This is a genomic window from Altererythrobacter sp. Z27 (genome assembly GCF_052683155.1).
The window spans coordinates 1,022,285-1,040,717 of sequence record NZ_JBQYMC010000001.1; the positions used below are offsets into that span (position 1 = coordinate 1,022,285).

Sequence of the window (18,433 nt, forward strand, 5' to 3'; positions counted from 1 at the left end):
CATGGCCACTGAAGTCAAAGTTCCCGTCCTGGGTGAATCGGTCACCGAAGCCACCGTTGGCGAATGGCTCAAGCAGCCCGGCGACGCGGTTGCGGCAGACGAACCGATCGCCAGCCTCGAGACCGACAAGGTCGCAATCGACGTGCCTTCGCCGGTCGCCGGCGTGATGGGTGAGCACAAGGTCGCGGTTGGCGACACGGTCGAAGTCGGCGCAGTCATCGCGCTGATCGAGGCAGGCAGCGGCGCTGCCGCAAAGCCCGCGGCGGCCAAGGAAGCTGCGCCCACCCCCGCCGCAGCGAAGGAAGAAGCCGCCGCGAGCGGCGACACGGTGACGATGTCGCCTGCTGTCCGCCGCGCCGTGCTGGAACACGGTGTCGATCCGACCACGATCAAGGGCACCGGCAAGGACGGGCGCCTGACCAAGGAAGACGTGCTGGCCGCGGCCAAGGCCAAGGAAGCCGCTCCCGCTGCGGCGCAGGCTTCCGCACCCTCGCCCGCTCCGGTCGCTGCTGCTGCAGCTCCGGGTCGCAATACCGAGCGCGTGAAGATGACGCGCATGCGCCAGACCATCGCCAAGCGGCTCAAGGGCGCGCAGGAAAATGCGGCGCTGCTCACCACCTTCAACGATGTCGACATGTCGGCGGTGATCGAAGCGCGCAACAAGTACAAGGACCTGTTCGCCAAGAAGCACGACGTGCGGCTGGGCTTCATGGGCTTCTTCGCCAAGGCGGCCTGCCTCGCGCTGAAGGATGTCCCTTCGGTCAACGCCTATATCGAAGGCGATGAGATCGTCTATCACGACTATGTCGACATTTCGGTCGCGGTTTCCGCCCCGAACGGCCTCGTGGTGCCGGTGGTTCGCGATGCCGACAAGAAGAGCTTCGCCCGGATCGAGAAGGACATCGCTGACTTCGGCCAGCGCGCCAAGGAAGGCACGCTGACCATGGAAGACATGAGCGGCGGCACCTTCACCATCTCGAACGGCGGCGTGTTCGGTTCGCTGATGTCGACCCCGATCATCAACCCGCCGCAGAGCGCGGTGCTGGGCCTCCACCGCATCGATGAACGCCCGGTGGTGGTGAACGGCGAGATCGTGATCCGCCCGATGATGTATATCGCGCTTTCCTATGACCACCGCCTGATCGACGGGCGCGAGGCTGTGACTGCGCTCAAGATCATCAAGGAAGCGATCGAAGACCCGACGCGGATGCTGATCGATTTGTAGAAACCACATTTTCTTCCGTTCGGGCTGAGCCTGTCGAAGCCCTGTCCTTCATCAGGACCGACGGAAAAACGGAAGTACGGCCCTTCGACAGGCTCAGGGCGAACGGAGATTGGAATGGCTGACCATTCATACGACTACGACGTCCTTGTCATCGGTGCCGGCCCCGGCGGCTATGTCGCGGCGATCCGCGCGGCGCAGCTGGGCCTGAAGGTCGCCTGCGCGGAAGGTCGCGCAACTTTGGGCGGAACCTGCCTCAACGTCGGCTGCATCCCCTCCAAGGCGATGCTGCACGGTTCCGAGAAGTATGAGGAGGCTGCGAACGGCACTCTCGCCCGTTACGGCGTGAAGCTGGGCAAGGTTGAACTCGACGTCGGCGCGCTGCTGGCGGACAAGGCCGATGCGGTGAAGGGGCTGACCGGCGGCATCGAGTTCCTGTTCAAGAAGAACAAGGTCGATTGGCTGAAGGGCTATGGCAGCTTCAAGGACGCGCACACTGTCACAGTCGAGGGCAAGGATTACACCGCGAAGGATGTGGTCATTGCCACCGGCTCCTCGGTCACTCCCCTGCCCGGCGTCGAGATCGACAACGACAAGCATATCGTGGTCGACAGCACCGGCGCGCTCGAGCTGCCCAAGGTGCCCAAGAAGATGGTCGTGATCGGCGGCGGCGTGATCGGGCTCGAGCTCGGCAGCGTATGGCGGCGCCTTGGCGCCGAAGTGACCGTGGTCGAATTTCTCGACCAGCTGCTCCCCGGCATGGACATGGATATCCGCAAGGAAGCCGCGAAGATCTTCAAGAAGCAGGGCATGACGCTCAGGCTTTCGACCAAGGTCACCGGCTGCACCGTCAAGGGCAAGAAGGCCACGCTCACGCTCGAACCAGCCGCGGGCGGCGAAAGCGAGACGCTTGAGGCCGACTGCGTGCTCGTTTCGATCGGGCGCCGTCCCAACACCGAAGGGCTCGGCCTCGACAAAATCGGGCTCGAACTCAACCAGCGCGGCCAGATCGAAACCAATCACGATTTCCGCACCAAAGTGGCCGATGAAAATGGGGCTGTGTGGGCGATCGGCGACGTGATCCCCGGCCCGATGCTGGCGCACAAGGCCGAGGATGAAGGCATCGCGGTCGCCGAAAACATCGCCGGCCAGACCGGCATCGTGAACCACGATGTGATCCCCGGCGTTGTCTACACCTGGCCCGAATTTGCAGGCGTGGGCCTGACCGAAGAACAGGCTAAAGAGCGCGGCGCCGTGAAAGTCGGCAAGTTCCCGATGATGGCCAACAGCCGCGCCAAGACCAATCACGAGCCCGAAGGCTTCGTGAAGGTCATCGCCGATGCCGAAACGGATCGCGTGCTGGGCGTGTGGTGCATCGCTTCGGTCGCGGGCACGATGATCGCACAGGCGGCGCAGGCGATGGAATTCGGCGCCACCAGCGAGGATATCGCCTATACCTGCCACGCCCACCCGACGCATTCCGAAGCGATCAAGGAAGCGGCGATGGCAGTGCAAGGGAAGCCGATCCACATCTAGCGAATTCGCGTTTGATTGCGCCCGCTTGGCTGCCTAAGATCGGCAGCCGAGGGGGACTTGCCTTGGCCTATCCGAAACTGACTGACGAACCCGGCGCGATGGCGACCGCCGCCGCAATACGCGCCGGCGAGATGAGCCCGCACGAAGCGGTGGAAGACGCCATCGCCCGGATCGAGCATCTCGACGTGCATGTGAACGCGGTGGTCGTGTGCGATTTCGAGCGCGCGATTGCGACCGCAAAGTCGATGGACAAGCAGAAGCCGGGGGCGGACCAGCCGCTGTTCGGCGTGCCGATGACGATCAAGGAAAGTTTCGACATAGCGGGGCTGCCCACTTGCTGGGGCCACCCGCCGCATCGCGACAATATCGCGCAGCGCGACGCGAAGGTCGTCAGCCGCCTGAAGGCTGCGGGCATCGTCTTCCTCGGCAAGACCAACGTCCCGATCGATTTGGCCGACTGGCAGAGCTTCAACGCGGTCTATGGCCGCACCAACAACCCGCACGACCATGGCCGTTCACCGGGCGGATCGTCCGGCGGTTCGGCAGCTGCCGTTGCCAGCGGCATGGTGCCTTGCGAATATGGCACCGATATCGGCGGATCGGTGCGCGTTCCCGCGCATTTCTGTGGCGTATGGGGCCACAAGACCAGCTGGGGCCTCGTCAGCAAGCACGGCCACGATCACCCGCTGATGGCGGGCAAGGATGCGCATGATGGAGCGCTGTCGATCGCAGGGCCGCTTGCGCGCAATGCCGACGACATCGAAATTCTGCTGCGGCTGACGGCGCAATTCCCGCTGCACGAAAGCAAGAAGCCGCTGAAGGATTGCCGCATCCTGGCGCTGCTCGACCATCCTTCGAGCCCGATCGACAGCAGCGTTCGCGGCCCCACCGAAGCAGCGCTTGCGGCGCTTGAAGCAGCCGGTGTGCGGGTCGAGCATAAGAGCGACCTCGTTCCCGATCTCGCCATGCAGCAGGATGATTACCTACGTATGCTCAACGTCGCGATGGCGCGCGGCATGCCCTCGCCCGATGGCAAGCGCGCCTCGGCGACCGACTGGTTCGACCTGCTCGACAAGCAGGTGCAAAACGAGCTGGCGTGGGAGCAGGTTTTCGAAGCCTATGACTTCGTGCTCGCGCCCCCTGCTCCTGTCCTGGCGGTGCCGCATCGCGACGAGGCGGTGTTCCGGGGAACGCTTTCGATCGACGGACATGACGAACCCGCCGCTGGCGGACTGGCATGGGCCGGACTGGCGACATTCCCCAATCTGCCCTCCACCGTCCTTCCCATCGGCAGCAGCATGGTGGGGGGCAGCGAATTGCCCTGCGGCATGCAGGTGATCGGGCCGCGCTGGCGCGACCTCGATTGCATCGCGGCGGCACGCGGCATCGACGCCATCGTCAACGGCTAGGCTTCAAAGGAAATTCAATGGCGCGCCCACTGCTAATGCAGCGCTTTGCCAAATGGCATATCTGGCTCGGCTGGCTGGTCGGTTTCCCGATCCTGATGTGGATGGTGACCGGCCTGTTCATGGCGGCTCGCCCGATCGAGGAAGTGCGCGGCAATCACTTGGTCCTGGTGCAACCGGCTGAGGCGCTGGTCCTGCCCGGCAGCTCGCTGGCAAGCCCGGAATTCCCGATCCGCGAAATGCGCGCAGTGATGCAGGACGGGCGCGCGATCGCCATCCTCACCGGCATGGACGGCAGCGTTCGCCGGGTCGACATGCTCAGCGGTGGCGCCCTGCCCGCGCTTACCGCCAGCGACGCGCGGCGGATCGTGGCAGAGCGGATTGATGGCGGCGACAAGGTGCTCAGCGTCACGGCGTTCGAAGCATCCCAAGTGCCGTTCGATTTCCGCCGCGAAATGCCGGTGTGGCAGGTAGCGCTTGAGGGCGGCACGCATGTCTATGTCGGCCGCGATACGGGCCAGATCGAAGCGGTGCGCACGCGCTGGTGGCGCGCCTTCGACTTCATGTGGGGCCTCCACATCATGGACCTGCAGACTCGCGAGGACACGAGCCATCCGATCCTGATCCTGTTCGCCATACTGGGCGTGATCGGCGCACTGCTCGGCTGCGTGCTGATGTTCCGGCGGCGCAAGGCGCGCGTAACTGCATGAACGGCGCCGAAGTCCTGACTCCGCTGCTCGACGGGCTCGATATACTCGGCCTGGCCATCTTCGCGCTGACTGGCGCGCTGCTGGCAGCCAAATTGCGCCAGACTTTCGTGACGATGGCCTTCTTCGCGCTGGTGACCGGCGTGGGCGGCGGCACCGTGCGCGACCTGCTGATCGGGGCGCCAGTTTTCTGGATGAGCGACCCGTGGGTGGCGGCGATCTGCCTTGCCACCGCACTGATCGCCTGGTTCACGCCAACTCGTTGGTGGGAAGGCAAACTGCTCGATTATGCCGATGGCGCAGGCCTCACCGCCTACGCCGTGCTCGGCAGCGCCAAGGCGCTGTCATACGGCGTGCCGCCGGTGCCCGCCGCGCTGATGGGCGTAATCACCGGCTGCGTCGGCGGGATCATCCGCGACGTCGTCGCGGGGCGCCCCTCGATCATCATGCGGCCTGAGCTTTACGTGACAGCCGCCGCGGTCTCCGCCGCGCTCACTGCGGGCGGCATGACGCTGGGGATCGCAAACCCGCTGGTATGGGGCGTGGCCTTCCTGTCAGGCTTTGCGGTACGCAGCGCAGCAATCCGCTGGCAGATCGCCCTGCCCAGCTATCACGAATCCGCCGACAGCTGACCGAACGGCTCAGTTGCCGGGTGAATCCGCTATGTCATAGCGGTCATCCGCGCCGTCCTGCAGGTCACCGTCGATCGGCCCGCCCGGATAGGCGGGAAGCTGCTCGGCGCGTTCGCCACTCGCCGGTTGGGCGCCACGATCTACATTGGCCCAGGCAGCGCGATAGCGGTCATCGCTATGCTGGTTGCCCTGTGCGGGCTCCGCAGCGGCGAAGCCGCCACCATAATCGACTGTGTCGATACGCCCGTCCGCGCCAATCTGGCAAGTAAAGCGGTCGCCATTGAAGATCGTGCCGGTCACGCGCCAGCCATCGCCGCTGCGGTCGACGCTATCCACGCTGTCGATCCTCACATCGCGCTCAATCTCGGCGACGCACATGTCGACCGCGCCATCGATGCCGCGCCCGCCGGTAGAGCGGCGGGTGTCGCGCCGATCGCGATAGTCCTGGCGGTCATTGCGATAGTCGCGATAGCGCTCGTCGCGATAGTTGCGGTCGCGCTCCGACTTCGAGGCGGCATTGGCGATCGCCGCAATCCCACCGATGATCAGCACGCCTGCGAGCACATCGCCTGCGTCGATCCGGTCGCGATGGCGCCAATAGCGGTGCCGCTGCGCCTTGAGCGTATCCGCATCGAACACGCCGTGCATGGGAATGGCGGAATTGGCCGAATGCGGGGCGCCCGGCATGTCGGCAGCGGCGGCAGGGGTTGTTGCCATCGAAAGAGCGGCAATCAGGCCGCTCAACGCGGCGAAGCGGTTAATCTGGCCCATCGGGTCCCTCCTGCTATGGCGAGCGTCCACCACCGCTCCGATACTCTTGCTGCAGCTAGGCGGCCCAGGCTTAGCGAAGCCTGAACCGCCCATTGGTGGCTGTGGAGTGCGTTCGATCCTGCTCAGTTGAGCCCGCGGATCCCGCGATAATCGATATCGACCACCCGGCCGCGATTGATCTCGCACTTGAAGCTGCCGCGATGGAAATCGCGACCGCGGTTGTAGCCGCTGCGATCATTGTAGCGGTCATTATAGCCGACGCTGTAGCGGTCGGCTCCGCGCATGCCCCAAGGGCGCTTCCCGTCGACAATCAGTCGGCCAGTGACTTCCCACCCGCGCCGTTCACGGTCGACATCGCGAATCTCGGTCACTTCGGCGAAGCGATAACCCGCGCGGCGCGCATCGCGTTCGACGGCGGTCACACAGCGTTCAACCGCTGCGCGCGAGTTGCCATGGCCATAGCGGTTCTCGCTATAGCGATATCCGTTGTTGTAGCGTTCCTTGCTCGCGGCGCCTGCGATCGCAGCGATGCCGCCGATGATCAGCGCCCCGGCGATCACGTCACCGGCGTCGATCCTGTCGCGGTTGCGGTCGCCGGCATAGGCGGGGGTTGCTCCGGCCAGTGCCATAGCACCCACCGCTGCGGTTGCGATCCCACCCTTCGCAAAGTTCCTGGTCTTGCTCATTTGAGGCTCTCCTCATCTGGGCCGTGGCGGGATTGCCGCGGCTGTGAGGAGAGAGCTAGGCGATTCGCGCTGTTAACTTGCTGAATCGCTGTGACAGCAATTGTTCAGCTAAATCCTATTTTTCCTGAACATCGCTATCCGGCACCTCAAGTCCGGTGAAATGCGCCAGGAAGGCCAGCACGTCCGCACCCTCGGCAATCATCTTGTCGGTCGGCTTGCCTGATCCATGCCCGGCACGCGTTTCCACCCGGATGATACGCGGCTTGTCGCCCAGCTCGGTCGCTTGCAGCGCGGCGGTATATTTAAAGCTGTGCCCGGGCACGACACGGTCATCCGTGTCTGCAGTCGTGACCAGCACCGCCGGATAGTCCACTCCGTCCCGCACGTTGTGATAGGGCGAATAGGCGCGCAACACGCGGAAATCCTCTTCGCGGTTGGGATAGCCATAGTCGTCGACCCAATAGCGCCCGGCGGTGAACCGATCGAACCGCAGCATGTCCATCACGCCCACGGCGGCATGCGCCGCATTGATCAGGTCGGGGCGCTGGTTGGTCACTGCGCCGACCAGCAACCCGCCGTTCGAGCGGCCTTCGATCGCAAGCCCATCCGGCGTGGTGTAACCTTCCGCCTTCAGGAACTCGCCCGCGGCAATGAAATCGTCGAACACGTTCTGCTTGTTCGCCCGGCGCCCGGCATCGTGCCATTCCTTGCCGTATTCGCCGCCGCCGCGGATATTGGCCAGCGCGAACACCCCGCCCGCTTCGAGCCAGGCCATGCGCGTGGCCGAGAAGCCGGGGGTCTGCGAAATGTCGAACCCGCCATAGCCATAGAGCAGCGTGGGTGCCGCCTTCCCGCGCTTCGCCAGTTCTTTGCTGCGCACGATGAAGATCGGGATCTGCGTCCCGTCCTTCGAGGCATAGAAGCGCTGCTCGATAGCATAGCGTTCCGGATCGAAGGTGAGTTCGGGCGTAGCGAAGATGCTGGTCTCGCCGCTTTCCAAATTTAGCCGGTAGATCGAGGCGGGCCGGTTGAAGCTGGTGAAGCTGTAGAAGGTTTCCGGATCGCCGGGCTTTCCGCCAAATCCTCCCGCCGCGCCCAGCCCTGCGAGCGCAATCTGGCCCACCGGCCTGCCTTCGAGGTCATAAAGCGACGCCTGGCTGGCAGCGTCCTTGAGATATTCGACCACCAATCGCTCGCCCACGATCGATGCGCCCGAAATCGGTTCCTCGCGTTCGGGCACGACCAACTGCCAGTCGGCCTGCTTGCTATCGAGGTCGATCGACACGATGCGGTATTTGGGAGCGTCGCTATTGGTGGTGAAATAGAGCTTGCCATCCAATGAGGCGATCAGCCGCCAGCTATGCTCGAAACCTTTCACGAGCGGCAATGCATACCAGCGGTGTTCGCCGTTCCTGGCAAGGTCGATCACATGCACTTCATACCGGTCATCCGTGCCGGTCGAACTGGTGATGACCGCCCAGCGCCCGTCATGCGTGGTGCGCACGGCATGACCGCGCTCGGGGTGGTCCGGGGTCGAGAAGATCAGCCGGTCCTCCGACTGCGAGGTACCGATGCGGTGGTAATAGACGGCCTGGTTGTAATTGAGCGCCTGGAAGTCCTGCCCTTCCTCCGGCTCGGGGAAGCGCGAATAGAGGAAACCCTCGCTGCCGACCCAGGCGATTCCGGTGAATTTGGCCCAGCGGATTTCGTCACCGAGCGGCTGCCCGGTCGCTACGTCGATCACGCGTATGATGCGCCAGTCGGTACCGCCGTCCTGCACGCTATAGGCAAGCAGCGATCCATCGGGCGAAGGTTCCCACCCGGCCAGCGCGGTCGCCCCGTCTGTGGCCCATGCGTTCGGATCGATCAGCAGTCGCCTTTCGCCCTCCAGCCCCTCCTGCACATAGAGTTGCGACTGGTTGAGCAGGCCCGAATTGCGCGTGTAGAAATAGTTCCGGCCCGCCTTCTGCGGAATGCCGAAACGTTCGAAATCGGTCAGTCCCGCGATTTTCGCAGCAAACCAGTCGCGCCCTTCAAGCGAAGCGAGAAATCCGGCGCTCACCGCATTCTGACGCTCCACCCAGTCGGCAACTTCGGAATCGATGCGCACATCGTTTTCCAGCCAGCGATAGGGGTCCGCCACCTGCTCACCGAAGATCTCTTCCACCAGCGGCTCGGCGCGGGTTTCGGGATAGCCAGCCAGCGATTGCGCCTGTGCAGCAAGCGGCGCGGCGAGCAGGCTGGCACTCGCGGCCAGCGTCAACATGCGGATCATCGGGAAATTGTCTCCAACAGGGTCTTGGGCGAGGACACTAGCCTTACGGCATGCTCAATCAAGCGCGGCAAGCACGTCGCGGGTGAAGGACAGGATATCGAAACGGCTGCCGACCGGGTCCTCGCCGCGCCGCACGATCACGATGTTGCGGCTGGGTACGATCACGACGAACTGGCCGCGATTGCCCTGCATGGCGAAAGTATCTGGCGGGATTCCGTCGGTCTTGTTGAACAGCCAGAAGCCCGCGCCATAGCCCAGCGGGCCATCGGGCTGCGGGCCTGAAGGGCTGGAGACATATTGCACCCAGCCTTCGGGAAGCACGCGCTCGCCACTCGGAAGCACGCCGTCGTCCAGATAGAGCTGGCCAAGCCGCGCCAGATCGCGCGCGGTCGACCAGACCTGGCTCGAAAGCAGATAGTTCTTCTGCCAGTCCGTTTCGGGCATCGTATTGGTCATGCCTACCTTGGCGAGGAAATGGCGCACGAACAGGAAGTCCGCGACCGCCGCTTCCTTCATCAACGGCCGGATTGCACGGACCGCCAGCAAAGTGTCGTTATTGGCGTAACGGAACACCGTGCCCGGCGGGTAGAGCGAGGGCCAGCCATACATGTCCTCATCAAGGCTCCGCCCGCCGAAATACAGCCCATCGGTCCTGTTGCCGGGTGTATCCGAATAACGGCCCGATGCCATGCGCAGCAGATGATCGACGGTGATCGTGCGGCGAAGATCGCGCGCAGGCGCCTCCAGAGCCGTGACCGCGGTCGCGTCCTGCCCGCTGAGTAGCGAAGCGTGCCCGACAAGGGTCGCCGCAAGGCTCTTGGCCACCGACCAAGTCCGCTGCGGCGTCGAGGGTCCGAAGCCGCTCTGATAGCTTTCTTGGATCACAACGCCTTCGCGCATGACGAGCATGGCGGTGCTGCGCGTACCATCGCCCCAATGCGTGCCGTTTGCAGGCACGAAACCTGCCAGTCGCTCATCCGGGGAACTGACCACTTCGGGCGCCGCACCAAGGCTGTCCATGTTCGGGTGTTCCCACTCGGCAGGTGGCGCATCGCTGATCGGCCTGAGCGAACAGCCCACAAAGTTGAAGTTGACCGCATAGCGCGGCGGCATGTCCTCGGCCCAATCGACTTCAACCCAGTCGACCAGCCCGCTTTCGCCCCGCACGATGCGATAAGGCAGCTCGCCGACGATCCCATCGAGCGGCACCTGGATTCCCGCCAGCTCCCACTCCATCACGCTTTCGGGTGTCCGCGTCGCACCGTTGCGCTCCGCATTGGCGATCGCGCCGCATAGGAACAGCGCCTTGTATCCAGCGGCGAGCGCGCGGTCGTAGCGCGCGTCGAGTTCGTCCTGCGTGGTCGATTGCGCGACAAGCGGGGCGGAAACGAGCAGCGCCAGCGCTGCGAAAGTGGTTCGAATCATGCGCGCGACACTACGATCGGGCCGGCAAAAGAAAAAGGGCCGGCGGATCGCTCCACCGGCCCTTCGCTGTTTCGTTTCGAACGCGCTTACGCGTCTTCGAATTCTTCTTCGCTCATCACCGGACCCGAGTCCTGGCCCTTGGCGTCGGTGTCGCGCTCGACGAACTCGATCACTGCCATCGGGGCGGCGTCGCTGGCGCGGAAACCGGCCTTGATCACGCGGGTGTAACCACCGTCGCGATCCGAATAACGCTCGGCCAGAACGTCGAACAGCTTCTTGAGCTGGGTTTCGTCACCCAGGCGGCTCATCGCCAGGCGGCGGTTCGAAAGGCCGCCACGCTTCGCCAGCGTAACCAGCTTTTCGACATAGGGCCGCAGTTCCTTGGCCTTGGGAGCCGTGGTGAGGATCTGTTCGTGCTTGATCAGCGCAGCTGCGAGGTTGCGCAGCAGGGCGTGGCGGTGGCCGGTCTTGCGACCGAGCTTACGCTGCTTCATTCCGTGACGCATAATTCATTCCTTCTTTTGCCGACCCCTCCGGGCGGGAATCCGGTTCCCACTTTCCCTGAGGGGATCGGGCGTTCGAAAAGGGGCCGTTTCAGGTACCCCAGTGCTGGCAGCGATTGTCCCGGTTCTGGGGGGCCCGCCGCCGATAGCCCTGACTAGCCCAGCAGCTCCTGTTCGAGCTTCTTGGCCATTTCTTCGATGTTCTCAGGCGGCCATCCGGGGATGTCCATGCCGAGGCGCAGACCCATGCTGGAAAGCACTTCCTTGATCTCGTTGAGCGACTTGCGGCCGAAGTTCGGCGTGCGCAGCATCTCGGCTTCGGTCTTCTGGACCAGGTCGCCGATGTAGATGATGTTGTCGTTCTTGAGGCAGTTGGCCGAACGCACCGAAAGCTCGAGCTCGTCGACCTTCTTGAGGAGGTAACGGTTGAGCTGGTTGGCATCCGATTCCTGCGGCTCTGCGGCCTGGCCGATGAGGCCGGTCGAAGGCTGCGGGATACCGTCTTCGAAGTGCACGAACAGCGTCAGCTGGTCCTGCAGGATGCGCGCGGCATAAGCCACTGCGTCTTCGGGGGTGACGGTGCCATCGGTTTCGACGGTCAGCGAAAGCTTGTCGTAGTCGAGTTCCTGCCCGACACGGGCGTTCTCGACCTTGTAGCTGACCTGGCGCACCGGCGAATAGAGCGAGTCGACCGGGATCAGGCCGATCGGCGCATCAACCGGGCGGTTCGCCACGGCCGGGGCATAGCCCTTGCCGGTGTCGGCGGTGAGTTCCATGTTCAACGTAGCGCCTTCGTCGAGATGGCAGATCACGAGATCCTTGTTCATCACCTCGATATCGCCCGAAACGGCGATGTCGCCGGCCTTGACTTCGCCAGGGCCGGTGGCGGAAAGCTGTAGCCGCTTGGGGCCTTCGCCTTCCATCTTGAGCGCGATCTGCTTCACGTTCAGCACGATGTCGGTCACGTCTTCACGCACGCCGGCAAGCGACGAGAATTCGTGCAGCACGTTCTCGATCTTGATCGAAGTGATGGCAGCGCCCTGCAGCGAGCTCAACAGCACGCGGCGCAGCGCGTTGCCAAGAGTGAGGCCGAAGCCACGCTCGAGCGGTTCGGCGACGAAAGTCGACTTGCGGGTCTTGTCGCCGCTTTCCTTGATCTCGAGAGCGTTGGGCTTCTTCAGTTCCTGCCAGTTCTTCATATTGACGGACATGGATTTCCCCTAGGGTTCAGGTGCGGACAGGACCGGAGCGCTGGTTACGCGTCCGGTCCGTTGGGAGGCGGCGACCGAAACCGGCCGCCGGGCAGGTACGGATCAGACGCGACGGCGCTTGGAAGGCCGCACGCCATTGTGCGGGATCGGCGTCACATCGCGGATCGACGTGATGTTGAAGCCGACCGCAGCGAGACCGCGCAGTGCACTCTCGCGGCCCGAGCCCGGGCCCTTCACTTCGACTTCCAGCGTGCGCACGCCGTGTTCGGCGGCCTTCTTGCCGGCGTCATCCGCGGCAACCTGCGCAGCATAGGGAGTCGACTTGCGGCTGCCCTTGAAGCCCATCATGCCTGCGCTAGACCAGCTGATGGCATTGCCCTGCGCATCGGTGATGGTGATCATGGTGTTGTTGAAGCTGGCGTTGATATGCGCAACGCCGCTGGTGATGTTCTTTTTGTCGCGGCGCCGGATACGGCCTGGTTCGCGTGCCATCGTGTGTGTCCTTTAGCTCGTCAGAAGGAAAAAGCGGTTCGGGAAGACCCGGTCCGACTTACTTCTTCTTGCCCGCTATGGGCTTTGCCTTGCCCTTGCGGGTGCGGGCGTTGGTGTGCGTGCGCTGACCGCGAACGGGCAGACCGGCACGGTGGCGCAGCCCCCGGTAGGAGCGCAGGTCCATCAGCCGCTTGATGTTCATCGCGGTCTGGCGACGCAGGTCGCCTTCCACGGTGAATTCGGCGTCGATCGCTTCGCGGATGCGCAGCACTTCCTCATCGCTGAGGTCCTGCACGCGGCGGGTGTGATCGATGCCAAGCTTGTCGGCGATCTGGACGGCCGTGGTACGGCCGATACCGTGAATATAGGTGAGCGCGATGATAACGCGCTTGTTGGTGGGGATATTGACCCCGGCAATACGAGCCACTTACTTCTCCATGCTCCACAGGGTCCCGCCGAAAACCGGCCTTCCCCTATCTCAACGCGATCCTTCGCCATGCCCGAAACCGCCAAGCAGGTGCTCAAACGGCAAAAGGCCCGGTTGGCGCGCATCGGGCTGCCGCCTGCCGGACTGTTTTCGAACATGTCGAATGTGGGCGCGCTTAATGCGATTCTCTCGCGGCGTCAACCGCCAAGCGCACGCGACACGTCACGCAGCCCGATATGGGCCGCGATCGTCGAATTGCAAGGCTACACCAACTCAACCGCCCGGTCAAAACAAGCCATGTGGATTGGGTCGCCGTGCGGTCACTTATCCTTGTCCGCCATCGCGTCGATCGCTTCTTCGAGGCTCTGTTCGCGCGGCACGGCAGCCTGTCCATCCGCTTCAGCTTCCGGCTCGGGCTCGGGCGCAGGTTCGGCCTTGGGCTCATCGATCCGTCCAAGCAATTGGGCGAGACCATTGAGTTGCTGGCTCATCACGCCGTCGACAGCCGGAGCGATCACTTCCACCGGATAGCGCATGAAGCCGCCGACTGCATATTCCCACACGATCCGCGTACCCTTCTCGGTTTCGCTCATGGTGATGGTGAGCACCCCGTTCGCCGGTTCGCTTTGCAGTGGTCCCAGCCCGCCGCGCATGCGCAAGGCGTGTTCGGGGTAGGCCTGGATCACCCGCATGTGTTCGGCACTGCCTTCCAGCGTGATGCGGCTGGCATCCGGATCTTCGGGGATGCGTTCGCAGAAACAGCCACCGGCTTTGGGTGTCAGCGTCATGTTCGCCGCGTCGCCCGACCAAGTATGGCCCGAGTTCCACCATTTTGCGGGACTGATCAGCGCCAACCACACTTCCTTGGGCGTCGCATCGACCACCGCCGCATCGCGGGTGACAAAGCCGTCACCACCGCTCTGGACGACTTCGGCCTGCGCTGGCAGCGCCATGGCGAGCATTGGCGCGCAGAGCGCTGCCGCAAGCTGGTTTCTCATGCTGGTAAACCCTCCCTTTGCCGCATGGTCTAGGCGAGACGCGGCCAAGGGAAAAGGGCCAAGCGGATCAGCCGAGGATCGCGTCGATCGCGGCGGCCACTTCGTCAATGCTGGCCATGCCATCGACGCGGCGGACGATGCCGCGCGATTCATATCCGGGCAGGATCGGCGCAGTCTTGGCGCGATATTCCTGCATCCGCGTGCGGACGGTTTCTTCATTGTCGTCAGGACGCCGCTTGAACTCGGTGCTGCCGCATGCGTCGCACACGCCCGGCGTCGCAGGCGGATTGGCCGTATCGTGATAGAGAGCACCGCAATTGCCGCATGAAAAGCGCCCGGTGATCCGTTCGACCAGGGCGTCTTCGTCAACCCCGAGTTCGATCACATAGTCGAGCGAGCGGCCGTGCTTGGCGAGCAACGCGTCGAGCATCTGCGCCTGCACTTCAGTGCGCGGGTAACCGTCAAAGATCGCGCCAGTGGCAGGGTCCATCGCAGCCAGCTCGGCATCGATCAGTTCCGAGACGATCTCGTCCGAAACGAGTTCGCCGCGGTCCATCACTGCCTTGGCCTTGATGCCCACCGGGGTCTGCGCCTTCACCGCCGCGCGCAGCATGTCGCCGGTCGAAAGCTGGCGCATGCCGTATTGTTCGACGAGTCGGGCACTCTGCGTGCCCTTGCCCGCTCCGGGAGGCCCGAGAAGAATGATGTTCATGTGACTACTCAACCCCCCGAAGTGCCGGATTGGCTTAGCGCATGTGGCCTTTCAGCCCCAAGGATGCGTCAACGCATCCGCCCTTTCAACTTGGCCTTCTTGATAAGGTCACCATACTGGTGTGCCAACAGGTGCGACTGGATCTGCGTGATCGTATCCACCGTCACATTGACCACGATCAGCAGGCTGGTGCCGCCAAGGAACAGCGGGATGCCAGTCTGTGCGATCATGTATTCCGGAATGACGCAAACCAGCGTGAGGTAGATCGCGCCGACCACGGTAATGCGCGTCAGCACATAGTCGAGATAGTCGGCAGTGCGCTTGCCCGGGCGGATGCCGGGGATGAAGCCGCCATTCTTCTTCAGATTATCTGCCGTCTCCTCAGGATTGAAGACCACGGCGGTATAGAAGAACGCGAAGAACATGATGCCCATGGCATAGAGCGCCATGTAGATCGGCTGGCCGTGCTGCAGATACTGGTTGAGCGACTGGATCACGCTGCCCGCACCGCTCGACGGATCGATCGAATTGCCGGCGAATTGCGAAATCGTGAGCGGCAGAAGCAGCAGCGAACTGGCGAAGATCGGCGGGATCACGCCTGCGGTGTTGAGCTTGAGCGGCAGGTGCGAACTGTCCGCCTGCATCATGCCGCGCTGCGTTGCACGCTTGGGATACTGGATCAGCAGACGGCGCTGGGCGCGCTCCATGAAGCTGATGAACAGGATCAACACGACCACCATCAGAATGAAGCCGACGATGATGCCCGCGCCGATCGAACCGGTGCGGCCGCCTTCGAAAAGGTTCGAGATAAAGGTCGGGAACTGCGCGACGATGCCGGCCATGATGATCAGCGACACGCCATTGCCGATGCCGCGGCTGGTGATCTGTTCGCCCAGCCACAGCAGGAACATGGTACCGCCAACAAGGCTGATTACAGCACCCACGCGGAACGTGTAGCCGGGATTGACCACCGCCTGCAGGCCGGCAGCATTGGCGAAGCTTTCAAGCCCCGCGGCAAGGAACCAACCCTGAATCGCGCAAAGGAATACTGCGCCATAGCGGGTATACTGGTTGAGCTTCTGGCGACCGGTGGTGCCTTCCTTCTTCAACGCCGCAAGCGTCGGGTGCAGCGCCGCAGCCATCTGCACCACGATCGAGGCGGTGATGTATGGCATCACGCCGAGCGCGATCAGGCTCATGCGCTCAAGGCTGCCCCCGGTGAACATGTTGAACATGTCGAGGATGCCACCCTGCGTTTGCTCGGCCAGAGCGCGCAGCGCCAGCGGGTTGATACCCGGAAGCGGCACGAAGCTGAGAAAACGGAAGACGACGAGCGCACCGATCGTGAACCAGATGCGCTGGCGCAGTTCGGTGGCCTTGGAGAAGTTCGCGAGGTTGAGATTGCTCGCAATGCTGTCGGCGCGTGATGCCATGGGAACGAATGAATCCTAGCTTGTCGCCGGTCCCTCCCGGCTGTCGGAAGGACACATAGGAAGCGAAGGGCCCGATGTCGAACCCCCGCTTCCCGATTTCGTCGATTACTTGGCCTTGGCAGCCTTGTTGGCCTCGCGGCGCGCGGCCTTCTTCTCATGCTCGGGCTGGGCCGGAGCCATAACTTCGACCGAACCGCCAGCCTTTTCGACCGCGGCGATCGCGCCCTTGGTGGCGCCGGTCACGACGAACTTCACCTTTGCGGTGATTTCGCCCTTGCCCAGCAGGCGGACGCCGTCCTTGCCGCCGCGCACCAGGCCGGCTGCACGCAGGGTCGCTTCGTCGAGATCCTTCTTCGCGTCGAGCTTCTTGGCGTCGATGAACTTCTGGATCATGCCCACGTTCACTTCGGCATAGTCCTTGCCGAAAGGATTGTTGAAGCCGCGCTTCGGCAGGCGCATGTGGAGCGGCATCTGGCCGCCTTCGAAGCCCTTGATGGCAACGCCCGAACGGCTCTTCTGGCCCTTCTGGCCGCGGCCACCAGTCTTGCCCTTGCCCGAGCCGATACCACGGCCCACGCGGATGCGGCCCTTGCGGGCGCCGGCATTGTCGCGGATGTCGTTGAGTTTCATGATGTATGCACTCGCTTTCGCTTTGTTTCGCGCTGGAAAAAGTGAGCCCCGCCGAAGCGGGGGTCACGGATATTAGTCGATCACTGCCACAAGATGCGGGATCTTGGCGATTGCGCCGCGCACCTCGGGGGTGTCCTGGCGTTCGACGATCTTGTGCATCTTGTTGAGGCCCAGGCCGATCAGGATCTGGCGCTGGGATTCAGGACGGCGAATCGGCGAACCGATCTGCTTGATCTTGATGGTTTTCTTGTCAGCCATCTAGCTTACTCCACGATAGCAGCGGCTGCAGCTTCAGCTTCAGCTTCGCTGGCGCCACCGCGGCCGAGCAGGTCGGCGATCTTCTTGCCACGACGCTGGGCAACCGACTTCGGCGAAGTCTGGTTCTGCAGCGCGTCGAAAGTGGCGCGGATCATGTTGTAGGGGTTCGACGTACCGACCGACTTGGTCACAACGTCGGCCACGCCCAGGCTTTCGAACACGGCACGCATCGGGCCGCCGGCGATAATGCCGGTACCTGCAGGTGCGGTGCGGACGGTCACCTTGCCGGCACCGAAACGGCCATTGCCGTCATGATGCAGCGTGCGGCCTTCCTTGAGCGGAACGCGGATCATCTTCTTGCGAGCAGCAGCGGTCGCCTTCGAGATGGCTTCCGGCACTTCGCGCGCCTTGCCATGGCCGAAGCCGACGCGTCCCGAGCCGTCGCCCACAACAACCAGAGCTGCGAAGCCGAAGCGCTTGCCGCCCTTCACCGTCTTCGAGACGCGGTTGATGTGCACCAGCTTTTCGATGATGCCGTCATCTTCCTCTTCGCGGCGCGGGCGACGCTCTTCGCGTCCACGGCCACGACCACGACCGCCTTCGCGGCCACCACGGCCACGTCCGCGGCCCTCATGCTGTTCGCCTTCGGCGTCCACGGCTTCTTCAACCGCCGGAGCAGCTTCCTGAGCCGGAGCTTCGGTCGCTTCAACCGCAACGGTCGCTTCGACCTGGGTTTCTTCGTTTTTGGTTTCGTCAGCCATCATCAGAACTCCAGCCCGCCTTCGCGGGCGGCATCGGCCAGCGCCTTGACGCGGCCGTGGAACAGGAGGCCGCCGCGGTCGAACACGACGGTGGTCACGCCGGCCTTCTTGGCCGCCGCGGCGATATCCTTGCCCACCTGGGCAGCGGCATCGACATTGGCGCCCGAAGCCTTGCCACCGAGAGTGGAAGCTGCAGCCAGCGTGCGGCCGTCGGCATCGTCGATGATCTGCGCATAGATGTGCTTGCCGGTGCGGTGCACCGACAGGCGCGGGCGACCGCCGGCATTGCTCTTGAGAGCGGTGCGCACGCGGCGGCGACGACGTTCAAAGAGAGAAAGCTTTGCCATC

Annotated in this window: 20 protein-coding genes; 5 read left to right on the plus strand and 15 right to left on the minus strand. The window is 63.5% G+C overall.

What is annotated here, in order from left to right:
• The first annotated feature begins 1 nt into the window (after position 1).
• The 5 genes from odhB to ACUJ47_RS05030 all read left to right on the plus strand — a co-directional run bounded on the left by odhB (position 2) and on the right by ACUJ47_RS05030 (position 5,503).
• A complete protein-coding gene (gene odhB, locus ACUJ47_RS05010) occupies positions 2-1,225 on the plus strand; it encodes a 2-oxoglutarate dehydrogenase complex dihydrolipoyllysine-residue succinyltransferase (RefSeq protein WP_445537337.1) in 1,224 nt (407 codons plus the stop codon).
• A 114-nt stretch (positions 1,226-1,339) separates the two neighbouring features.
• Positions 1,340-2,758 carry a dihydrolipoyl dehydrogenase gene (gene lpdA, locus ACUJ47_RS05015; RefSeq protein WP_445537338.1) on the plus strand — a complete coding sequence of 473 codons (1,419 nt, stop codon included), beginning with the start codon at positions 1,340-1,342 and terminating at the stop codon, positions 2,756-2,758.
• Between the two features lie 62 nt (positions 2,759-2,820).
• Positions 2,821-4,167, plus strand: a complete 1,347-nt coding sequence (locus ACUJ47_RS05020; protein ID WP_445537339.1) for an amidase family protein — start codon at positions 2,821-2,823, stop codon at positions 4,165-4,167.
• Between the two features lie 17 nt (positions 4,168-4,184).
• A complete protein-coding gene (locus tag ACUJ47_RS05025) occupies positions 4,185-4,874 on the plus strand; it encodes a PepSY domain-containing protein (RefSeq protein ID WP_445537340.1) in 690 nt (229 codons plus the stop codon).
• Positions 4,871-5,503, plus strand: a complete 633-nt coding sequence (locus ACUJ47_RS05030; RefSeq protein ID WP_445537341.1) for a trimeric intracellular cation channel family protein — start codon at positions 4,871-4,873, stop codon at positions 5,501-5,503. The genes ACUJ47_RS05025 and ACUJ47_RS05030 overlap by 4 nt, the downstream gene beginning before the upstream one ends.
• 9 nt (positions 5,504-5,512) lie before the next feature.
• Here ACUJ47_RS05030 and ACUJ47_RS05035 read toward each other — a convergent pair whose 3' ends face one another.
• From ACUJ47_RS05035 to rplR, 15 genes are all read right to left on the minus strand, one after another.
• A complete protein-coding gene (locus ACUJ47_RS05035; RefSeq protein WP_445537342.1) occupies positions 5,513-6,274 on the minus strand; it encodes a hypothetical protein in 762 nt (253 codons plus the stop codon).
• A gap of 122 nt (positions 6,275-6,396) precedes the next feature.
• Entirely contained in the window at positions 6,397-6,960 is a 564-nt protein-coding gene (locus ACUJ47_RS05040; protein WP_445537343.1) for a hypothetical protein, read from the minus strand.
• A gap of 115 nt (positions 6,961-7,075) precedes the next feature.
• Positions 7,076-9,235, minus strand: a complete 2,160-nt coding sequence (locus tag ACUJ47_RS05045; RefSeq protein WP_445537344.1) for a prolyl oligopeptidase family serine peptidase — start codon at positions 9,233-9,235, stop codon at positions 7,076-7,078.
• 54 nt (positions 9,236-9,289) lie between these two features.
• Positions 9,290-10,660, minus strand: coding sequence for a serine hydrolase (locus ACUJ47_RS05050; RefSeq protein ID WP_445537345.1), 1,371 nt, complete (start codon positions 10,658-10,660; stop codon positions 9,290-9,292).
• Between the two features lie 86 nt (positions 10,661-10,746).
• Positions 10,747-11,166 (minus strand): 50S ribosomal protein L17, encoded by a 420-nt coding sequence (gene rplQ, locus ACUJ47_RS05055; protein WP_354143221.1) that lies wholly within the window; start codon positions 11,164-11,166, stop codon positions 10,747-10,749.
• Between the two features lie 152 nt (positions 11,167-11,318).
• Positions 11,319-12,374, minus strand: a complete 1,056-nt coding sequence (locus ACUJ47_RS05060; protein ID WP_445537346.1) for a DNA-directed RNA polymerase subunit alpha — start codon at positions 12,372-12,374, stop codon at positions 11,319-11,321.
• A gap of 102 nt (positions 12,375-12,476) precedes the next feature.
• A complete protein-coding gene (gene rpsK / locus ACUJ47_RS05065; protein ID WP_017666383.1) occupies positions 12,477-12,866 on the minus strand; it encodes a 30S ribosomal protein S11 in 390 nt (129 codons plus the stop codon).
• Between the two features lie 58 nt (positions 12,867-12,924).
• Positions 12,925-13,293 carry a 30S ribosomal protein S13 gene (gene rpsM, locus ACUJ47_RS05070; protein WP_354143219.1) on the minus strand — a complete coding sequence of 123 codons (369 nt, stop codon included), beginning with the start codon at positions 13,291-13,293 and terminating at the stop codon, positions 12,925-12,927.
• Between the two features lie 320 nt (positions 13,294-13,613).
• Positions 13,614-14,291 carry an SRPBCC family protein gene (locus tag ACUJ47_RS05075; RefSeq protein ID WP_445537347.1) on the minus strand — a complete coding sequence of 226 codons (678 nt, stop codon included), beginning with the start codon at positions 14,289-14,291 and terminating at the stop codon, positions 13,614-13,616.
• 67 nt (positions 14,292-14,358) lie between these two features.
• Positions 14,359-15,003, minus strand: coding sequence for an adenylate kinase (locus ACUJ47_RS05080; RefSeq protein ID WP_445537348.1), 645 nt, complete (start codon positions 15,001-15,003; stop codon positions 14,359-14,361).
• Between the two features lie 68 nt (positions 15,004-15,071).
• On the minus strand, positions 15,072-16,436 hold the full coding sequence (secY, locus tag ACUJ47_RS05085; protein WP_445537349.1) for a preprotein translocase subunit SecY: 1,365 nt from the start codon (positions 16,434-16,436) through the stop codon (positions 15,072-15,074).
• Positions 16,437-16,541: 105 nt separating this feature from the next.
• Positions 16,542-17,066, minus strand: a complete 525-nt coding sequence (gene rplO, locus ACUJ47_RS05090; protein ID WP_445537350.1) for a 50S ribosomal protein L15 — start codon at positions 17,064-17,066, stop codon at positions 16,542-16,544.
• A 72-nt stretch (positions 17,067-17,138) separates the two neighbouring features.
• Complete coding sequence (gene rpmD, locus ACUJ47_RS05095; RefSeq protein ID WP_445537351.1) at positions 17,139-17,324, minus strand: 50S ribosomal protein L30; 186 nt, start codon at positions 17,322-17,324, stop codon at positions 17,139-17,141.
• Between the two features lie 5 nt (positions 17,325-17,329).
• A complete protein-coding gene (gene rpsE / locus ACUJ47_RS05100) occupies positions 17,330-18,088 on the minus strand; it encodes a 30S ribosomal protein S5 (RefSeq protein ID WP_445537352.1) in 759 nt (252 codons plus the stop codon).
• Positions 18,088-18,432, minus strand: a complete 345-nt coding sequence (rplR, locus tag ACUJ47_RS05105) for a 50S ribosomal protein L18 (RefSeq protein WP_445537353.1) — start codon at positions 18,430-18,432, stop codon at positions 18,088-18,090. Before rplR ends, rpsE begins: the two co-directional genes overlap by 1 nt.
• Between the last annotated feature and the right edge of the window lies 1 nt (position 18,433).